The following is a 15,677-nucleotide window of genomic DNA, read 5'->3' as shown; positions in this document are numbered from 1 at the left end:
TTTAATATAAAAACTATAATTTAATCATGTTGCTAAGGATAAAGGAGTAAAAACATCGAATTGTGCTCAACGCTTAATTTTAATCTATTGGTAGAATGATAATGAAATTACATAGAAAACTCATCCTAGCAAGTTGCTTAACACTTATTTTAGCGGCTTGTACCCTATCTACAATCTCAATTTTTTCAATGCAGTCGCAGCTTTTAAGCAATTTAGAAAGTACGATGAATCGCTATGGTGTGAGTAGTGCGAGTCGGATTAGTAGCTGGTTAGATGATAGACATCAGGTGGTCGCCTCTATTAAAGAGGTAATCGAGAAACATCCTCATAATGATGCGTATATCGTGCAAGCGCTTACTCAAGGTAAAGCGGCAGGAGACCTAATCAGTACACTTTATGGCACTCGGGATGGTGATACGTATCGTGTGAACGGTAAAAACACCAAAGCTGGGTACGACCCAAGAGTGAGAGATTGGTATAAATTAGGAGTTAATGCAAAAGGACCTGCTGTTTCTGAGCCTTTTTTCGGCTCTTCTTCAAAAGTGTTTATTTTTTCAATTGTCAATCAAGTGAGAATTGATGGACAGTTCGCTGGTGTCGTGTCTGCGAATGTGGCTTTGACAGGCATAAACGATGTGGTTGCTTCTTTAAAAGTACCTGGAAAGGGAATAGCATTTATTGTTTCCAAAAGCGGCAATATTATCTCTTATCCTGATGGTAGTATGAACAATAAGCCACTTAGTGAATTAAACTCGACGTTGACCCTCGATAATATTGACTCTAATGTTAAATCCACAAAGTTGGATGAAGTTAGTTTAAATGGCACTAACTATTTAATGTCGTCAGTAAAAATTTCTGGTACCAACTGGTTTTTAGTTTCCTTAGGAAACGAAAAACTACTCAAAGCCCCCATTAAAAAACTTATCATTTATCAATTAATTGCTGTCATTGTAATGGTAGTGCTTTCTATTATTGTACTGACGATATTAATACGGTTCCTACTGACTGATCTATTAAGAGTATCCAATGCTTTAGAAGATATTGCCAAGGGGCAGGGGGATTTAACCGTTAAAATTGAAACGAAGAGTCGTGATGAAGTTGGTAAGTTGGCATCTAATTTTAATGATTTTGTCTATAAGCTGCGAGATATTATAAAAAGCATTGATAAGCTAAGCAGTGTTCTATCGGATCAATCTAATACGAGTGCAAAATCGGTAGAGCAAAGTACTAAAAAACTTAATATGCAACAGAATGAGATTGTGTCTGTTGCCGCTGCGGTTGAGGAAATGACCGTCGCAACGCAAGAGATTGCGAGTAATGCGGAGCAAACAGCACGCAATGTGAGTAAAACGGTTGATATCAGTAACAGTGGGAAACAGCTGGCCAATGCGAGTTTGGAGTCTATTAATCAATTAGCGAAGGAAGTGGATTTAGCGAGTACCGTAATTGGTGAGCTGAGTGAGCAAGGTGATAAAATTAATACTATCGTTTCGACAATCAGTGGCATTGCAGAACAAACTAACTTGCTAGCACTCAATGCTGCTATTGAAGCGGCACGTGCCGGTGAGCAAGGGCGAGGATTTGCGGTTGTGGCGGATGAAGTACGCGTATTGTCTCAGCGTACTCATACGTCGACCGAAGAGATAAGTAGCATGATTGGCATGTTGCAAACAACCACATCAAGAGCTGTTAATGTTATGAAACTTTGTCATACGCTTGCGAGTACGAGTGTGGAGGACACGAAAAAATCAGGCGTTAACTTTGAGGAGATTGCTGAGGCAATAGGGCATGTAGATGGCATGATGATACAGATTGCCACCGCAGCAGAAGAGCAAACCAGTGTGACCGCTGAAATTGGGGTTAACACACAGGCGATACGGGATGTGTCTTCTCAAATGCAAGCTGAGATGGATGAAGGGCTAAAGCAAGCTCATACCCTAAAAGTCTTGGCTGACTCTTTACGTGAGCAAGTAGAAAAATTCAAGTTGTAACTTTATTATTGATTGATAAGTGAAAAAAAACGCAGCCAGTTTGGCTGCGTTTTTATTTTATTCTTCCTTTTTCCTAATTAATTCTTAAATAAAAATCGCCACGATAGTTTAGTAACTTTAGTGGTTTTAATTGCTTTAGTAAGTTTAGTAACTTTAGTAAGTTTTGTTAGAATTAAAATAAGTGAACCTCTCTATAAAAATATTTGGTATTTTGTGTGTGATTTCCCTCTATTCCTTGTTTAATAAGGTTATAGTTTGCTCCAAAAACAAAATTAATGACATAACTTTACACTTTACAAGCATTATTTATAAATAAAAAAGGCTTAGAGTAATATGTAAGTTTACGGTCTGTTACCATATTGGTTATGTGATGGATCGGGCTTAATTCAACAATAATAAAATGCTTTTTTCGGGGGAAACCTATATGAGTAATTGGAGCTCGACACAACGTCACGTGGCATTTGCCTCTTTCGCTAGTTGGTCGCTTGATGCGTTTGACTTTTTTATTTTGGTATTCGTGTTAAGTGATTTAGCAAAAAACTTCCATAACTCCATTTCTGATGTTGCCGTTACGATAATGCTGACACTAGCTGTGCGTCCAATTGGTGCGTTAATTTTTGGACGTTTGGCAGAGAAATTTGGACGTCGGCCTATTCTTATGTCGAACATTGTCCTTTTTTCAGTATTTGAATTGCTTTCTGCTTGGTCGCCCTCATTTGAGGCCTTTATGGCGTTTCGTATTTTATACGGTATCGCTATGGGGGGAATCTGGGGTGTGGCATCGGCGTTAGCAATGGAGACGATCCCTAGTAAATCTCGTGGCTTTATGTCCGGTATGTTCCAAGCGGGCTATCCTGCGGGCTATTTACTTGCTTCTATTATCTTTGGGTTGTTTTATACCCATGTAGGCTGGCGCGGTATGTTCATTATTGGTGCCTTGCCGATTTTGATGCTTCCTTATATTTACTTCAAAGTGCCAGAGTCTCCTGTTTGGTTGGCGAATCAGGTAGTCAAAGAGAACGTGTCTATTATTGGTACCATTAAGGATAATTGGCGTGTTTGTGGTTTTATGGTGTTGTTAATGACATGCTTTAACTTCTTCAGCCACGGCTCTCAAGATTTGTATCCAACGTTCATGAAAGTGCAACATGGGTTTGATGCACATACTGTGAGTATCATAGCGATCTGTTACAACATCTCTGCCATTATCGGTGGTATATTCTTTGGTTCTTTATCTGAACGTATTGGTCGTAAGAAAGCCATTATGTTTGCCGCTTTGCTGGCGTTGCCAGTGATTCCATTATGGGCTTTCTCTACTGGCTCTGTCTCCATTGGTATTGGCGCATTCTTAATGCAATTTATGGTTCAAGGGGCTTGGGGTGTCGTACCAACGTATCTTAATGAGTTGGTACCTGCGAATGTTCGCGCTATTCTCCCAAGTTTTGTATACCAAATGGGTAACTTACTTGCTTCGGTCAATGCAACAATACAGACGCACATTGCGTCGGCTCATAACGGTAACTACGGTTTGGCGATGGCCATTGTTGTGGGAACGGTTGCTTTATTAATTGCTATCTTGGTATCGCGTGGTAAAGAAACACGTGGTGTCGCTATGACAGCAGAAGGGGCTAAAGTATAGAGTGTTTGTCATTCACTGAATGATGTATTAAGTAAAATAAGCATTAAGTAAAAGAGTAACCGGATAATATCTGGTTACTCTTTTTTATTTTTTGGCGCTTTTATAGTATTACTTTTTATAAGTTAGCGCTTATTTCAGCTGGCAAACCGCATCGGTTTGAATGGTCAGAGTTGATTGGTAAGCGCACTCATAGGTTTTATCTTTAATAGAAGCCGTAAAGCGTACCGTCTTATCATTGGTTTCTTTATTGCTAATGACAACATTTTCTGGATTAACCCCTAGAGAGTAAGCGGCTTTTTGTTGCAGAGTCTGCTCTGTTGTCAGTTGGTTTTTAAGCGCCGCACAGGCGGTTAATTGTGTGATGGCGAGAGCAAGCAAGATACACTTTTTCATTCTATCTCCGTTTTCAGTACACCTAGACAGGCGAGTTGAACATTGTGTTATGGTACTTTTTAACGTTGTCTCTGTCCGTTATTCAATCTCTTTATTATGTTGGCTTTTCTTTTTCTCTGGGTGATTGTTTGCCTCGGTTAATCCTGCTTCACGCTGCACCGCTGCAAGAATGCCTCTTAAAATTCCAAGTTCTTGCTTTTCAGGTCGAGAGCGATTGAAAAAGCGATGCAGTTTGTCGAGTACTTTTCCAGGATGATTACGAATGATGAAGTTGATGCCGTATAAGGTTTCTTCAAGGTGTTCGTAGAATCGTTCCATATCTTGTTTAAGAGGATATTCTCCCACGTCTTTATTGTGAGTAGATTTATCTTGGTTGGCCATCCAAATTTCATAGGAGACAATTTGTACCGCCTGAGAAATATTCAACACAGGGTATTCATCGTTAGCATCTATGTATACTTGGCGATGGCACTGAGCAATTTCTTCATTTAATAAGCCTGTTGTTTCTCGTCCAAAGACAATGGCAACTTGGTGTTCTTTTGCCTCAGGGATAACGGTTTGGGCACATTCGCGAGCATTCATAATGGGCAGTTGGAAAGTGCGATGTCGTGCGCTTGTGCCAATGACCAAACTGCAGTCATGGATCGCCTCTTCGAGCGTATTGACGATGGTTGCGCGTTCTAATAAGTCGACTGCACCTGCCGCGCGACTAGTTGCTTCTTCCGAAGGATAGTCATTTGGATCCACTAGATATAAATTGGTTAATCCCATGTTTTTCATGGCGCGAGCGATGGCGCCAACATTTCCCGGGTGGAATGTGTTGATCAGGACAATACGGATATTACTCAGCATGGCGTTAGAAATACTCGGTGTTAGGGTCGTCTTGGCGTTAAGGATTAAGCGTGAGCGATTGCTCTGTGCTGGCAAATTTTACGTTGTCTAAGACGACTTTGCTTGTGTCATTAAATAGGAATTTTTTGCAGGCGTTATGATACAGGGAACCCGTCTCTAACACCAATCGATAGCGTCCTTCGGGAATGAAGTTTGCAGCAAAAGGCTGCTTGGCTTCAAGAAAGATGGAAAAGGGCTTTCGTCCATCATAGGATTGAAAAGTTAAAATACTTTGCTCAGGAAGATGGTTTAAGATACGAAGACGACTACTGCCATCGGCTTTTCCGATGACTTCACCCTGACTTGGAGCGGTGCCTGGGTAACCAATACAGCCCGTGGCAACGGCATGCTGAATGGTGCCAAAGCCAACATCTTTTGCTTGTATCCATCCGCTCACATTATTGTAGCGTACCGTTAACCATCCACCTTGTTGCTTGATGCTTTGAACATCGGTATAGGCCGGTAACTCTTGGATCGATTTCGTATTTTTATCGGGTTCAGAGTATAAATTCGTTGGAACGAGAGTATAGGCATCACCCACGCGATATTGTGGATACAAACCAGGAATATAAGTGGCCACTTTTTCTTGTTGGGCTGATCTTTGATGATCTTGCCAAAATAGTGTGGCGTAGACCCCAGAAGCGAAACAAACAATATAAGTAGCGGCTCTAAATGCGGCTTTGGCGGCGTACAGGCGAACAGGCTTCGCTTGACTTGGACGATTTGCTTGAAAGCTTGGTTCATTCAGGGTACTTGGGTCATCATCAAACATATAGTAGGGCGGAATGTCGCTTGCTTGTTCTGCTGAACCTGAATTCGCCTGATAAGTTTGTGAAGAATACTGACTGTCTGAATATTTGCGCTGATTATATTCAGTTGAATAAGAAGAGGGTGATTCATCACTTGTATAGCCTTGCGAAGTAAAGCCTTTTGAGGCCTTAAAAGCTTCTTCATACATGGCTTTAACGCGCTTTTCATTGAGGGTATTACGCGCTGCTTTGATGGCTTCTTCTCTGGCTTTTTCCTGTTGAGCACTGTTTCGCTTCATTTGCTCATAGGCTTTTTGCCGTTCTTTTATATAGGCTTCTTGTTCTTTATCTGTGGCTTTTGAGTGGGAATAATAGCGGTTTTTTGCCGTGCTACTTTCTTGGTGGAATTGATAGGGTTTCCACTCTCCTCCTTGCGAACCTTGCTTTATGGCCTGCAAGACATTTTCATAGGCGGCTTGTAAACGCTGGAAATGTTCTGTGGTATCCGTATGTGGGTTTTTATCTGGGTGATAGCGTCGGGCCAGACGACGAAAAGCCGCCTTCGCCTCTTGTTCATTAGCGTGGGTAGGAATTTCCAATAATAGATAATCGTCTATTAAGCTCATGCTATCCTGATAAAAATACTCATATAAAAGAGCATTATGCATGATTTAGCGGCGCTGACAAAGGTAGATGTTTTCCAATTACTCACGCATAAGAACAACTTTTCTTGCAATCCTGTGAGCTTTCTTAAAAGATAGGCGCATTTGCAATGTATCGATTCAATTTAGGAATGTTATGAGTAATCAACTTACCCATTTGGACACTGAAGGTCATGCTCACATGGTAGATGTGTCAGATAAAGACATGACGAAACGTATGGCAAGAGCACAAGCGATTATCGAGATGAAGCCGGATACCTTGGTTAAGATTATCGAAGGGGGTTTACCAAAGGGAGACGTATTGGCAACAGCTCGTATTGCTGGTATTCAAGCGGCTAAGAAAACTTCAGATCTGATACCTTTATGTCATCCATTGATGCTAACCAAAGTGACAATCGATATAACGGTTTTGAATAAAACACAAATTCAAGTGTTGTGTTCTTGTTCCTTGAAAGGAAAAACAGGGGTGGAGATGGAAGCGCTAACCGGAGCTAGTGTGGCTGCGCTGACCCTTTATGATATGTGTAAGGCGGTCGATAAGGGGATGGTGATTAAAAATGTCTCGCTGCTGGAAAAGCAAGGTGGCAAAAGTGGCGATTGGTTAGCGACAGAACACAAAACTGATTGATAGGAGGGGGATATATGAATGAATTAAATGTGGTTTTCTTTGCGTCTCTTAAAGAGGCTCTTGGCATTGAACGTTATGTATTGGAAGGAGATTTGCCAATGACCATCAAAGAACTCAAAGCGCAATTAGCTAATCTGCTGAGAAATGGCGATGCACTATTGGATAAGGGCATTCAGTCATCCATTGATTTCGAATTTGCCCGTGATGGCGACATGGTGAAGCAAGGGACTAAAGAGGTGGCTTTTTTTCCACCTGTTACAGGTGGCTAAGATGATTAAAGTTCAACAGGAAGATTTCGATGTTCAGGCACTCTATGATGATTTAGTGGTGAATAGTGAAACCGGTGCTGTTGCGATGTTTGTTGGTCTAGTGCGCCACTTCTCATCCTTACCATCCCAAGACTGTACCTTTGAGTTAGAGCATTATCCAGGCATGACTGAGCATAATTTACAGACAATTGTCGAGGATGCTTGTTCGCGTTGGTCATTAAATGCAGTGACCGTAGTGCATCGTGTCGGCAAGTTAGCGGTACAAGATAAAATTGTCTTTGTTGGGGTGAGTGCGTCCCATCGAGCAGAAGCCTTTCAGGCCTGTGACTTTATAATGGATTATCTCAAAAGTCGGGCCGCATTTTGGAAAAAAGAAACCCAAGGGGATAAAAGTAAATGGGTGGATGCCAAGGAGCAAGACGAAGAAAGCCTAACCCGTTGGGAGTAAGGCTTTCTTGAGGGCAGGGTAGGTGTTTAGTGTGGGCGTAATGTTTTTTTGCGGCCACTGGCGTGGCGCTCACGGTATTCGGTGTCTATATAGCGATCGGTTGTTGCCATGCTGGCATGTCCTGCGTCCTCACGAACGTGCTCTTTCGGGCGAGTTTTCACATCTTCCGAGATGCCAGTGTGACGGAGCCAGTGAACGGTTGCAACGCGTAAATCTTCCGCATCGGCCTTCATGCCATCATCGCACATGCGCTGATAAGTCGTATCAAAACAAAACTGTACGATATTACGAATCTGTCTTGAGCTGGTCATGGGTCCTTGACCACGATTTTTCGGAATTAATGGGGTGTTTTCCGCAACGGTTGGTAATGGGGGGAGATCTCGGAATTGGCGATATCTCGCAAGGGCGCGCAGCATATCGTCAGAGACTGCAATGAGTCGCTCTTTATTGCCTTTTGACAATACTTTAAACCACCAATGACCGTCTGCGTCTTTGGTGAAATCTCCCATCACGGGGGCGGATCGCTCATCGGCGACCAACTCTGAAATACGTAAGTACATCCCCAGTAGTGCGTTCATGATGAAAAGTGTGCGCTCATGGGTTGCAGGATCTTCTTCCGCCAACATTTCAGCGGTTTCAATCACATAATCCCATTGTAAATTAGAAATGCGTCTTACTTGTCGTCTTGTGACTTCTTTTTTGACGAACTTACTCTTTTGACGAATCAAAGCCACGGGGTTCTGGTGTACCGCTTCTTCTTGCATCAAAAAGCCATAATAAGATGACAGGATGGAAAAAGTTGCCCGAATGGCGGCTTGTGATAGGGAATACTTTTTTGCCACAGGAACGTCGCCATTACTGAATTCTAATTTACTGATATGACTGACAAAAGGTCGCCATTCTTTATTAGGAACACGGCGCCCCATATGTTGTTTAAAGCGAGCAACATTTTTAATGCCTATCCAGCTTTCTGGTGGTGTGATGCAAAAATGGATAAAGGCTTCGATCTGATCACGCCGTAATTGAGTTGTTGGTGTGGATTGCGTATGCCAAGACCACAGGAGTAAACGCTCAACTTCTCGACGATAGGAATTATACGTGGCTTGAGAGCCGTTATAGCTGTAGATAAAACAAAGGGCGAGTTGTAGGTCGCGTTTGTAATCTGGATCGTTTAAAAATGGCACATTCTCCTTTAGCTCAGTGGCGATGTGCTCAAACTGAGTGAAAGGGTTGGGTAGATGTTCTAGATTGTCAATTAGAGCAAACGGAGTCATGATAGTATGCATATAAGGGTTTGTTTCATCATACCAAAAAAACGCGCTGAAAAAACGGTTGTTTTGTGCTTGTATGAGCCTTAGATAGCTGGAACCTGTTGTTTTAATTTATAAAATATTCAAACCGTCCTGTTTTTTTATCATGGTTTCTATGGGGGCGGGTATCTATAGATTAGATGCTTTTGTGTATTATTTTCCTTTCAATATTCTTCCTTTATCTTTTGATGGCTGAAAATATATTTGTATCTTTCTTGAGGGCTGTAAAAATAAAATACGGTCTTAGGGGCTGTTGATCTTTCACATTGGCAGCCAAATGATCGAGCAAGCTAACGCTAACATGCTTTCAAAATGAATTTTCAACTTATCATAACGCGTGGCTATCGCTCTAAAATGTTTGAGCCGAGCAAACGCATTTTCAACTAAATGCCGATATTTGTATAAACACCAATCTATATCGGCGTTTCCTTTTTTCGAATTTTGCTTTCTAGGAATGACTGGAGTCGAGCCGCATTGACGAACTTTCTCGCGAATCGCTTCACTGTCATAACCTTTGTCCGCAATGATGAAATCTCCTTGTGGCAAGACCTCAATAAGGTCATTGGCCACTTTACTATCATGAACTTCTCCGCCTGTGATTATGAACTCTATTGGTAAACCATAACTGTCTACAGCAAGGTGGATTTTGCTTGTATTACCGCCACGACTCAGCCCAATCGCTTGATTTTCCTCAGAGGATGCGCCCGAGCTGTGTTGATGCGCTTTTATATAGCTGCCATCAAGAAACTCCCATTCCGTATCCTTATTGGCCGATAAGGATTTGAATAGCCTGAGTAAAATTCCTTTTCTGGACCACAGTAAAAAACGACGGTAAACCGTATTCCATAAGCCAAAATAGTCTGGTAAATCTCGCCAAGGGCAGCCGACACGCAACCGATAAAGAATGCCTTCCATCGTGTATCGATGCTCTCGCTTGTTATAGACTCTATCTTCAAGCAGAATAGCTTTTAGCTTCGACCACATCTCATCAGTGAGCATTAATCGGGGCATGGTAATCTCGTTGTATTTGTTTTTGGCGAAGTAAATTATACGAGATTACCTTCTTCGCTCACAATTCAGACAAAGATCAACAGCCCCTAGTGTTTTTTGTCTGTTTTTTTAGTGATTGTGCATGTTTGTCTCACATATAGGATAGATATGTACACGTGTGTATTAGGGGTATTTATTCTTCTATTTGTTGCTATTATTTTAATCAAGCAGCTAGATTGTAGTGGAAAGAAAATGAGCTGCTATTCGATTAATAGTAGATGGAAATGGAGTATATAATATGAATACACTTACTAAAACATTATTGGCTGTAGTTTTTTCTTGTTCCGTTGCGACGGCTGCCATGGCAGCGCCTGGTGACGCAACCTATGGTCAAATCACTAAAGCTAGAGCAGAAATTCAGTCTTTGGATCAACAGTTGATGAACAAAGGCGTTAGTGTTAACCAATATAAAGTCAATCAGACGTTATCTCCTGTTACACAAGCGCAATTATTGCAAAATCATGAAATGAACCTACGCTTGAAGCTGAATTCATTAAACTCTCAAAATGCACAATAATATATGATTGATGCTAGAAGATAAAAAGGCCAGTATTGGATTGGCCTTTTTATATTTCTGATGATATTTATTAGAGAATAAGGAGGGGAAGATGTATTTATTTAAAGCTATTTTAATTATGCTACTTTCTATTCCTGTTTTGTCTTTTGCACAGCAATATAATGCTGACCTTGCTAATGGTGAGAATAGCATGATGAGTAAAGTTGAATTGCTGCAAAAGAGTAAGATGAAGCTGACTGATTTGGTGAATCAGTTGGATGCTATGGGTGTTGATGTGCATCAATGTATGGATTACAAACAACCTAAAACATTATTTGAAGAGCAGATGATCGTTCAGACAAAAATCAAACATTTAGAAAATACTTTGTATAAACTGCAGAGAGCACGTTTCAACTATCAGAATCTGTATTCATCCCGATAAATGCTCTTCGAATCTATGGCTGTTGTTTAGACAGTGCCTTTTCTAGTCGTCTCGAATACCTTCTTCCTTTTCCGCTTCTTTTATCATGTCTATTTCATTTTGAGTTCGTCTGATTGACGCTTTATCCTTATCTTTGGCGTCTTGCAAGGCCCTGAAAAGCAGTCTTTGTGCTTCTTTATCCTGTCCTAAATTAAAATCAAGTAACGCCTTGTAGTTAAGCGCCATTGGAATGTTATGCTGATATCTGTAATAAGCAATATCGGCTTCCCATACCTGTTTCTTTTCATAAAGATAGCGAGGTGTCTGGGATCCTGTGTATTTAGTATGTGTAAACGTGGCGTATAATGTTCCAAAAGAAAGATCATTCGGGGCGAGATTAAGGACATTCTGAACAACTTTCAATGCTGCTTTTTTTTGTCCATCTGATTGCAGGCTAAGTGCTTTTAAATAGCTAACAAAACGATTCTGAGTATGAATTTTTGCTAAAAAGGTTAGAGCTTTTTGTGGTGACTGCTCTAAATAGGCGACTAACGCTTGAGCGAAGTTATAGGCATCCTCATTGTCTATGGATTGTAAAAGAACATAGTCTATTCTGTTGCTTAATATGGCACGGTAGGCAAGCATCGTTGCTCTAAAAAAAAGGAAATTCTGACTACTTTCTTTTTGTTTGAGTATGCTCTCTTCTTTCTGGAAAGACATGCTATCCGCGATCCGAGTTTTAGGTAGCGGGTGGGTCGATAAAAATTCTAATTGCGGGCGCCCTAACAGGGCTTTCAACATGGCTTTAAATAAATGGTTCATACCTTGAGGGTTGAGCCCTGCTGCTTTCATATAGCGTCTGCCTTGTCGGTCTGCTTCTTGTTCTTGCTCTCGGCTATAGGTCAGTGTATTTTCTGCTTGGTTTGCCATGCCACCGATCCAGAGGGCGGATGTTGCGTCCGGGCCTGCGCCGGCTGCGGCAGCAGCGATGCTAGCACCAATCATGACCAAGGTTTTGCTTAATTCCTGGCTGGAGAATTGAGTTTGTCGTTCATAGTGATTGAGATCTAGGTGGGCAACTTCATGGGATAGCAGGCCATAAAACATATCTTCATCGGTGATCATTTCCATGATGTCTGAGTAAATAAATAAATGGTTTCCTGGAATGACGAAGGCGTTACTTTGCGTGCTGTTTAATAAAGTAATCTCGACCATTTTATTATCTAGGCCAGTGTGCGGCAAAATGGTTGCCAATGCTTGTCGTACATAATCGTAAGCGGGAGGGAAGGCGATGACCGCTTGGCTGCCATTGATTTGTCGAAACCAGTGCTGCCCAACGACGTAACTCGGATTGGACAATGAACGTTCGTCTTTGCTGCTTGATAGATTGGGTAATTCAGCGCGACTTGGACTTGAAAAAGTGCTAAAAAAAACAATCACTAAGATGGCTAAGTTGGTTATAAAAGGAGAGAATGGTTTCATAATCGGCGAATGTTCTCGTCATGGAGATATGAAGGGTGATTAAAGGTAATTATGAGTGTGATGCCATAGTAGATGCAAGACAAGATGTGTGTCCTATGCCGTTACTGAAAGCTAAAATGGCGTTGAGTAAGTTACAATCAGGTCAATTATTGGCCGTGGAAGCGTGTGATGCTGGGTCATGGAAAGACATTCCTTTTTATGTGGGGCAAGTGGGACATACGTTGCGACATAAAAATGAAAAGGATGGTGTTTATATATTTGTTATTGAGAAAAAATAGAGCGGACCAGATATGTTTAAAATTGTAGATACTCTGATTAAGCGTTACTTCTCCAATGAAGAGGTTGTGGTCTTCCTACTGTTATTGATTGGGACGCTCTGTGTTCTCGCTTTTTGGGGAGGAATTTTAGCGCCGGTTTTAATCGCGATAGTACTGGCATTTTTATTACAAGGAGCCGTTGAGCGGATCAAGCGTCTTGGCGTCAGTCACACCTGGTCAGTGGTAATTGTCTTTTTGTCTTTCTTGGCAAGCTGTGTGGCGTTTATCGGCATTATGGTTCCCATTATTTGGGAACAAGCGGTTCGTTTTGTGAATGACTTACCTCGTATGATTGGGGTGATTCAACAGGCTATCGAAACCTTTGCGCAAGGCCATACCGCACTGGTTAGCCAAAGCGCTATTGATGAGGTGGTTAATTCTTTGGCCACGGAGTTTGCCAGTGTGGGCCAGTGGATTGTGTCATATTCCATTGCCAGCATCCCTTCTTTATTCTCCATTGTGATCTATTTTATTTTAGTGCCACTGGTGATGTTCTTTTTATTAAAAGATCAGAAAGAGATACTAGGTTATATGACCTCTTGGTTGCCAAAAGAGCGTCGTATGTTGCGTAATATCGCCAATGAAATGAATGAACAAATTGCCAATTACATTCGTGGCAAAGTCATCGAAATGATTGTGGTTGCTGTTTTTACCTATATTGTTTTTGCCATTATGGGGTTGAAGTATGCTCAGTTGTTGGCTTTGCTTGTCGGCTTATCCGTACTGATTCCTTACATTGGTGCGGCGGCTGTGACCATTCCTGTTGTTGTCGTGGCTTTTTATCAATACGGTGCGAGCAGTGATTTCTGGTATTTGGTGATTGCTTACTTGGTTGTTCAAGGGTTAGACGGCAATATTCTAGTTCCTTTGCTTTTTTCTGAAGCCGTAAACTTACATCCGCTAGCCATTATCTTGGCGGTATTGTTTTTCGGCGGTATTTGGGGGTTTTGGGGGATTTTCTTTGCGATTCCATTGGCAACTTTAGTCAAAGCGATTATTAATGCTTGGCCAAGACAAAACGAGCTGCCTTCTTTATAAGGCTGGTTTGATTGGACTGTTGTTTAAATCTGTTATGTAATAAAAAACGCCATTCACTATGAACGGCGTTTTTTTTGTTTCTGGTGCGGACTTTTTATTGATTATTCAGTATCCATGACACAACCGATAAATACTGAGAAGGCTGGCAGGACGATTTGTCCGTTTTCAATGTACCCAGCTGGAATGGCCTCAGGTAATACCAGCGGTGTTAATGAAAAATGACAAGAAACAATTTTCGATTGTTCGGCGGTATTGATTGCTATGTACAAAGATTTTCCGTTATAACTTCGCAAAAAAGTCAGGGTAGACACATCATGGTATAAAAACTCAATATCGCCGTGAATCAGCTCAGGATGTCCGCGTCTTAAATGTAAAAAATCTCGATACGCATGCAGAATGGAAGAGCGTGTACCTTCTTGTTCTTCGATGGCGAGGGGCAAATGGCTTTCCGCCACGGGGAGCCAAGGAGACGTGTTACTGGTAAAGCCGCCTAGTGGCGTATTAGTCCACGGCATAGGGGTTCGACAGCCATCACGGCCTTTAAACTCAGGCCAAAAATTGATGCCGTAAGGATCAACCAGTTGTTCATAGGTTAATTCTGCTTCCGGCAGTCCCAGCTCTTCTCCTTGATACAAGCAAATACTACCGCGTAACGAAAGTAGCATGGTCATGTAGGCCTTGCTCTGATTAGGCATATGCTTGTTTTTACCCCAGCGGGTAGCTACTCGTTCCACATCATGATTGCCGATAGACCAACAAGGCCAGCCATCCCCTAATCCTGCTTCAATGGTTTCCATTGTGTGCCGGATATGTCCCATAGAGGAATCATGGGTTAATAAATCAAAGGAATAGCACATGTGCAGTTTATCATTGCCTTGAGTGTAAGCTGCCATGGTCTTAAGTGAAAAGTCGCAGCCTACTTCGCCAACCGTGGTGGTTTGTGGATATTGATCGAGTAGTGCCCGTAGGCGTTGTAAGAAGGCTATATTTTCAGGTCGTGACTTATCATATAGGTGTTGCTGATAGGCATAGGGGTTGTCTAGCCGTACACCGATACTGCCTTCGACAATCTCTTCTTTAGCAGGGTTATCACGTAGTTCGAGATCGTGGTAATAGTAGTTGGCTGTATCAAGGCGAAAGCCATCAACACCGCGTTTTAGCCAGAATTCTACCGTCGCTAAAATGGCATCGACCACGTTTGGGTTGTGAAAATTTAAGTCAGGTTGACTATCTAAAAAGTTGTGCAAGTAATATTGTTTGCGGCGACTATCCCAATGCCACGCGGGGCCACCAAAAACGGAAAGCCAGTTGTTTGGCACGGTGCCGTCTGGTTTGGCATCGGCCCAGACATACCAATCTGCCTTGTCGTTGTCATGGCTTTGCCTTGACTCTTCGAACCAAGGGTGTTGGTCGGAGGTATGATTAAGCACTTGGTCTATCATAACTTTTAAACCGTGTTTGTGCGCTTCTGCCACAAGATCATCAAAGTCTTTGAGTGTGCCGAAGATAGGATCTACATCACAGTAGTCCGATACATCGTAACCGAAGTCTTTCATAGGAGAGGTGAAAAAAGGTGATAGCCAAATAGCATCGACACCTAACGATGCAATGTAGTCTATTTTTTGGGTGATACCTGGAAGGTCTCCGATTCCATCGTTATTTGCATCAAAAAAACTACGCGGATAAATTTGGTAAATTACCGCGCCACGCCACCACTCGATTTTGTTTTCCATACCAACCTCGTTTAATGAGATATCATTCAGGTGCTTGTTTCTTAGGGCTTGCTTTACACTAAAGTTGTTTATTATTTAAGCATAGATCTTGCCAAACTGTTGTACTTGGCGTGCGATTTCCCTCTTTTGAATGTTTTGTGCATCTTAGGCCTCTTGTCGG

General features: G+C 41.9%; 16 protein-coding genes. 9 read left to right on the top strand and 7 right to left on the bottom strand.

What is annotated here, in order from left to right; genetic code table 11:
- The first annotated feature begins 224 nt into the window (after positions 1-224).
- Both AC0VYI_RS14080 and AC0VYI_RS14075 read left to right on the top strand, forming a co-directional pair.
- Positions 225-1,991 carry a methyl-accepting chemotaxis protein gene (locus AC0VYI_RS14080; protein WP_475443633.1) on the top strand — a complete coding sequence of 589 codons (1,767 nt, stop codon included), beginning with the start codon at positions 225-227 and terminating at the stop codon, positions 1,989-1,991.
- A 424-nt stretch (positions 1,992-2,415) separates the two neighbouring features.
- On the top strand, positions 2,416-3,630 hold the full coding sequence (locus tag AC0VYI_RS14075; RefSeq protein WP_475443631.1) for an MFS transporter: 1,215 nt from the start codon (positions 2,416-2,418) through the stop codon (positions 3,628-3,630).
- Positions 3,631-3,759: 129 nt separating this feature from the next.
- Here AC0VYI_RS14075 and AC0VYI_RS14070 read toward each other — a convergent pair whose 3' ends face one another.
- The 3 genes from AC0VYI_RS14070 to AC0VYI_RS14060 form a co-directional block, all read right to left on the bottom strand.
- Complete coding sequence (locus tag AC0VYI_RS14070) at positions 3,760-4,023, bottom strand: hypothetical protein (protein WP_199475910.1); 264 nt, start codon at positions 4,021-4,023, stop codon at positions 3,760-3,762.
- Positions 4,024-4,101: 78 nt separating this feature from the next.
- Positions 4,102-4,875, bottom strand: coding sequence for a tRNA (cytosine(32)/uridine(32)-2'-O)-methyltransferase TrmJ (trmJ, locus tag AC0VYI_RS14065; protein ID WP_199475921.1), 774 nt, complete (start codon positions 4,873-4,875; stop codon positions 4,102-4,104).
- Between the two features lie 37 nt (positions 4,876-4,912).
- Positions 4,913-6,289: a DnaJ domain-containing protein gene (locus AC0VYI_RS14060; protein ID WP_475443629.1), complete on the bottom strand. Its 1,377-nt coding sequence runs from the start codon at positions 6,287-6,289 to the stop codon at positions 4,913-4,915.
- 172 nt (positions 6,290-6,461) lie between these two features.
- Between AC0VYI_RS14060 and moaC the strand changes: the two genes are divergently transcribed.
- The 3 genes from moaC to AC0VYI_RS14045 are packed head-to-tail and all read left to right on the top strand — an operon-like array spanning position 6,462 to position 7,670.
- On the top strand, positions 6,462-6,953 hold the full coding sequence (gene moaC / locus AC0VYI_RS14055) for a cyclic pyranopterin monophosphate synthase MoaC (RefSeq protein WP_199475908.1): 492 nt from the start codon (positions 6,462-6,464) through the stop codon (positions 6,951-6,953).
- Positions 6,954-6,967: 14 nt separating this feature from the next.
- On the top strand, positions 6,968-7,222 hold the full coding sequence (locus AC0VYI_RS14050; RefSeq protein WP_199475907.1) for a MoaD/ThiS family protein: 255 nt from the start codon (positions 6,968-6,970) through the stop codon (positions 7,220-7,222).
- A gap of 1 nt (position 7,223) precedes the next feature.
- Entirely contained in the window at positions 7,224-7,670 is a 447-nt protein-coding gene (locus AC0VYI_RS14045; protein ID WP_199475906.1) for a molybdenum cofactor biosynthesis protein MoaE, read from the top strand.
- A gap of 26 nt (positions 7,671-7,696) precedes the next feature.
- Here the strand turns inward: AC0VYI_RS14045 and AC0VYI_RS14040 are convergent, their stop codons facing one another.
- Together AC0VYI_RS14040 and AC0VYI_RS14035 are read right to left on the bottom strand one after the other, a co-directional pair.
- On the bottom strand, positions 7,697-8,944 hold the full coding sequence (locus tag AC0VYI_RS14040; protein WP_199475905.1) for a tyrosine-type recombinase/integrase: 1,248 nt from the start codon (positions 8,942-8,944) through the stop codon (positions 7,697-7,699).
- 297 nt (positions 8,945-9,241) lie between these two features.
- Entirely contained in the window at positions 9,242-9,991 is a 750-nt protein-coding gene (locus tag AC0VYI_RS14035; RefSeq protein ID WP_475443627.1) for an IS5 family transposase, read from the bottom strand.
- Between the two features lie 277 nt (positions 9,992-10,268).
- Here AC0VYI_RS14035 and AC0VYI_RS14030 point away from each other — a divergent pair, with 277 nt between their 5' ends.
- The gene (locus AC0VYI_RS14030; RefSeq protein WP_475443625.1) at positions 10,269-10,547 is read left to right on the top strand and encodes a hypothetical protein; all 279 of its coding nucleotides are present in this window, start codon (positions 10,269-10,271) and stop codon (positions 10,545-10,547) included.
- A 91-nt stretch (positions 10,548-10,638) separates the two neighbouring features.
- Entirely contained in the window at positions 10,639-10,968 is a 330-nt protein-coding gene (locus tag AC0VYI_RS14025) for a hypothetical protein (protein ID WP_475443623.1), read from the top strand.
- A gap of 42 nt (positions 10,969-11,010) precedes the next feature.
- Here AC0VYI_RS14025 and AC0VYI_RS14020 read toward each other — a convergent pair whose 3' ends face one another.
- Complete coding sequence (locus tag AC0VYI_RS14020; protein ID WP_475443621.1) at positions 11,011-12,429, bottom strand: M48 family metalloprotease; 1,419 nt, start codon at positions 12,427-12,429, stop codon at positions 11,011-11,013.
- Between the two features lie 35 nt (positions 12,430-12,464).
- Here AC0VYI_RS14020 and AC0VYI_RS14015 point away from each other — a divergent pair, with 35 nt between their 5' ends.
- Complete coding sequence (locus tag AC0VYI_RS14015) at positions 12,465-12,707, top strand: sulfurtransferase TusA family protein (RefSeq protein ID WP_475443619.1); 243 nt, start codon at positions 12,465-12,467, stop codon at positions 12,705-12,707.
- Positions 12,708-12,719: 12 nt separating this feature from the next.
- Entirely contained in the window at positions 12,720-13,784 is a 1,065-nt protein-coding gene (locus AC0VYI_RS14010; RefSeq protein WP_199475901.1) for an AI-2E family transporter, read from the top strand.
- A 101-nt stretch (positions 13,785-13,885) separates the two neighbouring features.
- On the opposite strand, the gene AC0VYI_RS14005 is transcribed toward AC0VYI_RS14010, so the two are convergent.
- On the bottom strand, positions 13,886-15,517 hold the full coding sequence (locus AC0VYI_RS14005; protein ID WP_475443617.1) for an alpha-amylase family glycosyl hydrolase: 1,632 nt from the start codon (positions 15,515-15,517) through the stop codon (positions 13,886-13,888).
- Positions 15,518-15,677: the final 160 nt, after the last annotated feature.

It is taken from the genome of Marinomonas sp. 63XJN7_9_ISO-PGPR-S23-217, from assembly GCF_056173515.1.
The sequence above is the reverse complement of the archived record's forward strand: the minus strand, read 5'-3'. Positions and strand labels throughout refer to the sequence as shown.

Excerpts from the sequence above, each read along its gene's own strand:
- AC0VYI_RS14070 (WP_199475910.1), bottom strand. The coding sequence starts at position 4,023 with ATGAAAAAGTGTATCTTGCTTGCTCTCGCCATCACACAATTAACCGCC.
- trmJ (WP_199475921.1), bottom strand. The coding sequence starts at position 4,875 with ATGCTGAGTAATATCCGTATTGTCCTGATCAACACATTCCACCCGGGA.
- AC0VYI_RS14080 (WP_475443633.1), top strand. The coding sequence starts at position 225 with ATGAATCGCTATGGTGTGAGTAGTGCGAGTCGGATTAGTAGCTGGTTA.
- AC0VYI_RS14010 (WP_199475901.1), top strand. The coding sequence starts at position 12,720 with ATGTTTAAAATTGTAGATACTCTGATTAAGCGTTACTTCTCCAATGAA.
- AC0VYI_RS14045 (WP_199475906.1), top strand. The coding sequence starts at position 7,224 with ATGATTAAAGTTCAACAGGAAGATTTCGATGTTCAGGCACTCTATGAT.
- AC0VYI_RS14050 (WP_199475907.1), top strand. The coding sequence starts at position 6,968 with ATGAATGAATTAAATGTGGTTTTCTTTGCGTCTCTTAAAGAGGCTCTT.
- AC0VYI_RS14035 (WP_475443627.1), bottom strand. The coding sequence starts at position 9,991 with ATGCCCCGATTAATGCTCACTGATGAGATGTGGTCGAAGCTAAAAGCT.
- AC0VYI_RS14040 (WP_199475905.1), bottom strand. The coding sequence starts at position 8,944 with ATGACTCCGTTTGCTCTAATTGACAATCTAGAACATCTACCCAACCCT.
- AC0VYI_RS14025 (WP_475443623.1), top strand. The coding sequence starts at position 10,639 with ATGTATTTATTTAAAGCTATTTTAATTATGCTACTTTCTATTCCTGTT.
- AC0VYI_RS14030 (WP_475443625.1), top strand. The coding sequence starts at position 10,269 with ATGAATACACTTACTAAAACATTATTGGCTGTAGTTTTTTCTTGTTCC.
- AC0VYI_RS14060 (WP_475443629.1), bottom strand. The coding sequence starts at position 6,289 with ATGAGCTTAATAGACGATTATCTATTATTGGAAATTCCTACCCACGCT.
- AC0VYI_RS14075 (WP_475443631.1), top strand. The coding sequence starts at position 2,416 with ATGAGTAATTGGAGCTCGACACAACGTCACGTGGCATTTGCCTCTTTC.
- AC0VYI_RS14005 (WP_475443617.1), bottom strand. The coding sequence starts at position 15,517 with ATGGAAAACAAAATCGAGTGGTGGCGTGGCGCGGTAATTTACCAAATT.
- AC0VYI_RS14020 (WP_475443621.1), bottom strand. The coding sequence starts at position 12,429 with ATGAAACCATTCTCTCCTTTTATAACCAACTTAGCCATCTTAGTGATT.
- moaC (WP_199475908.1), top strand. The coding sequence starts at position 6,462 with ATGAGTAATCAACTTACCCATTTGGACACTGAAGGTCATGCTCACATG.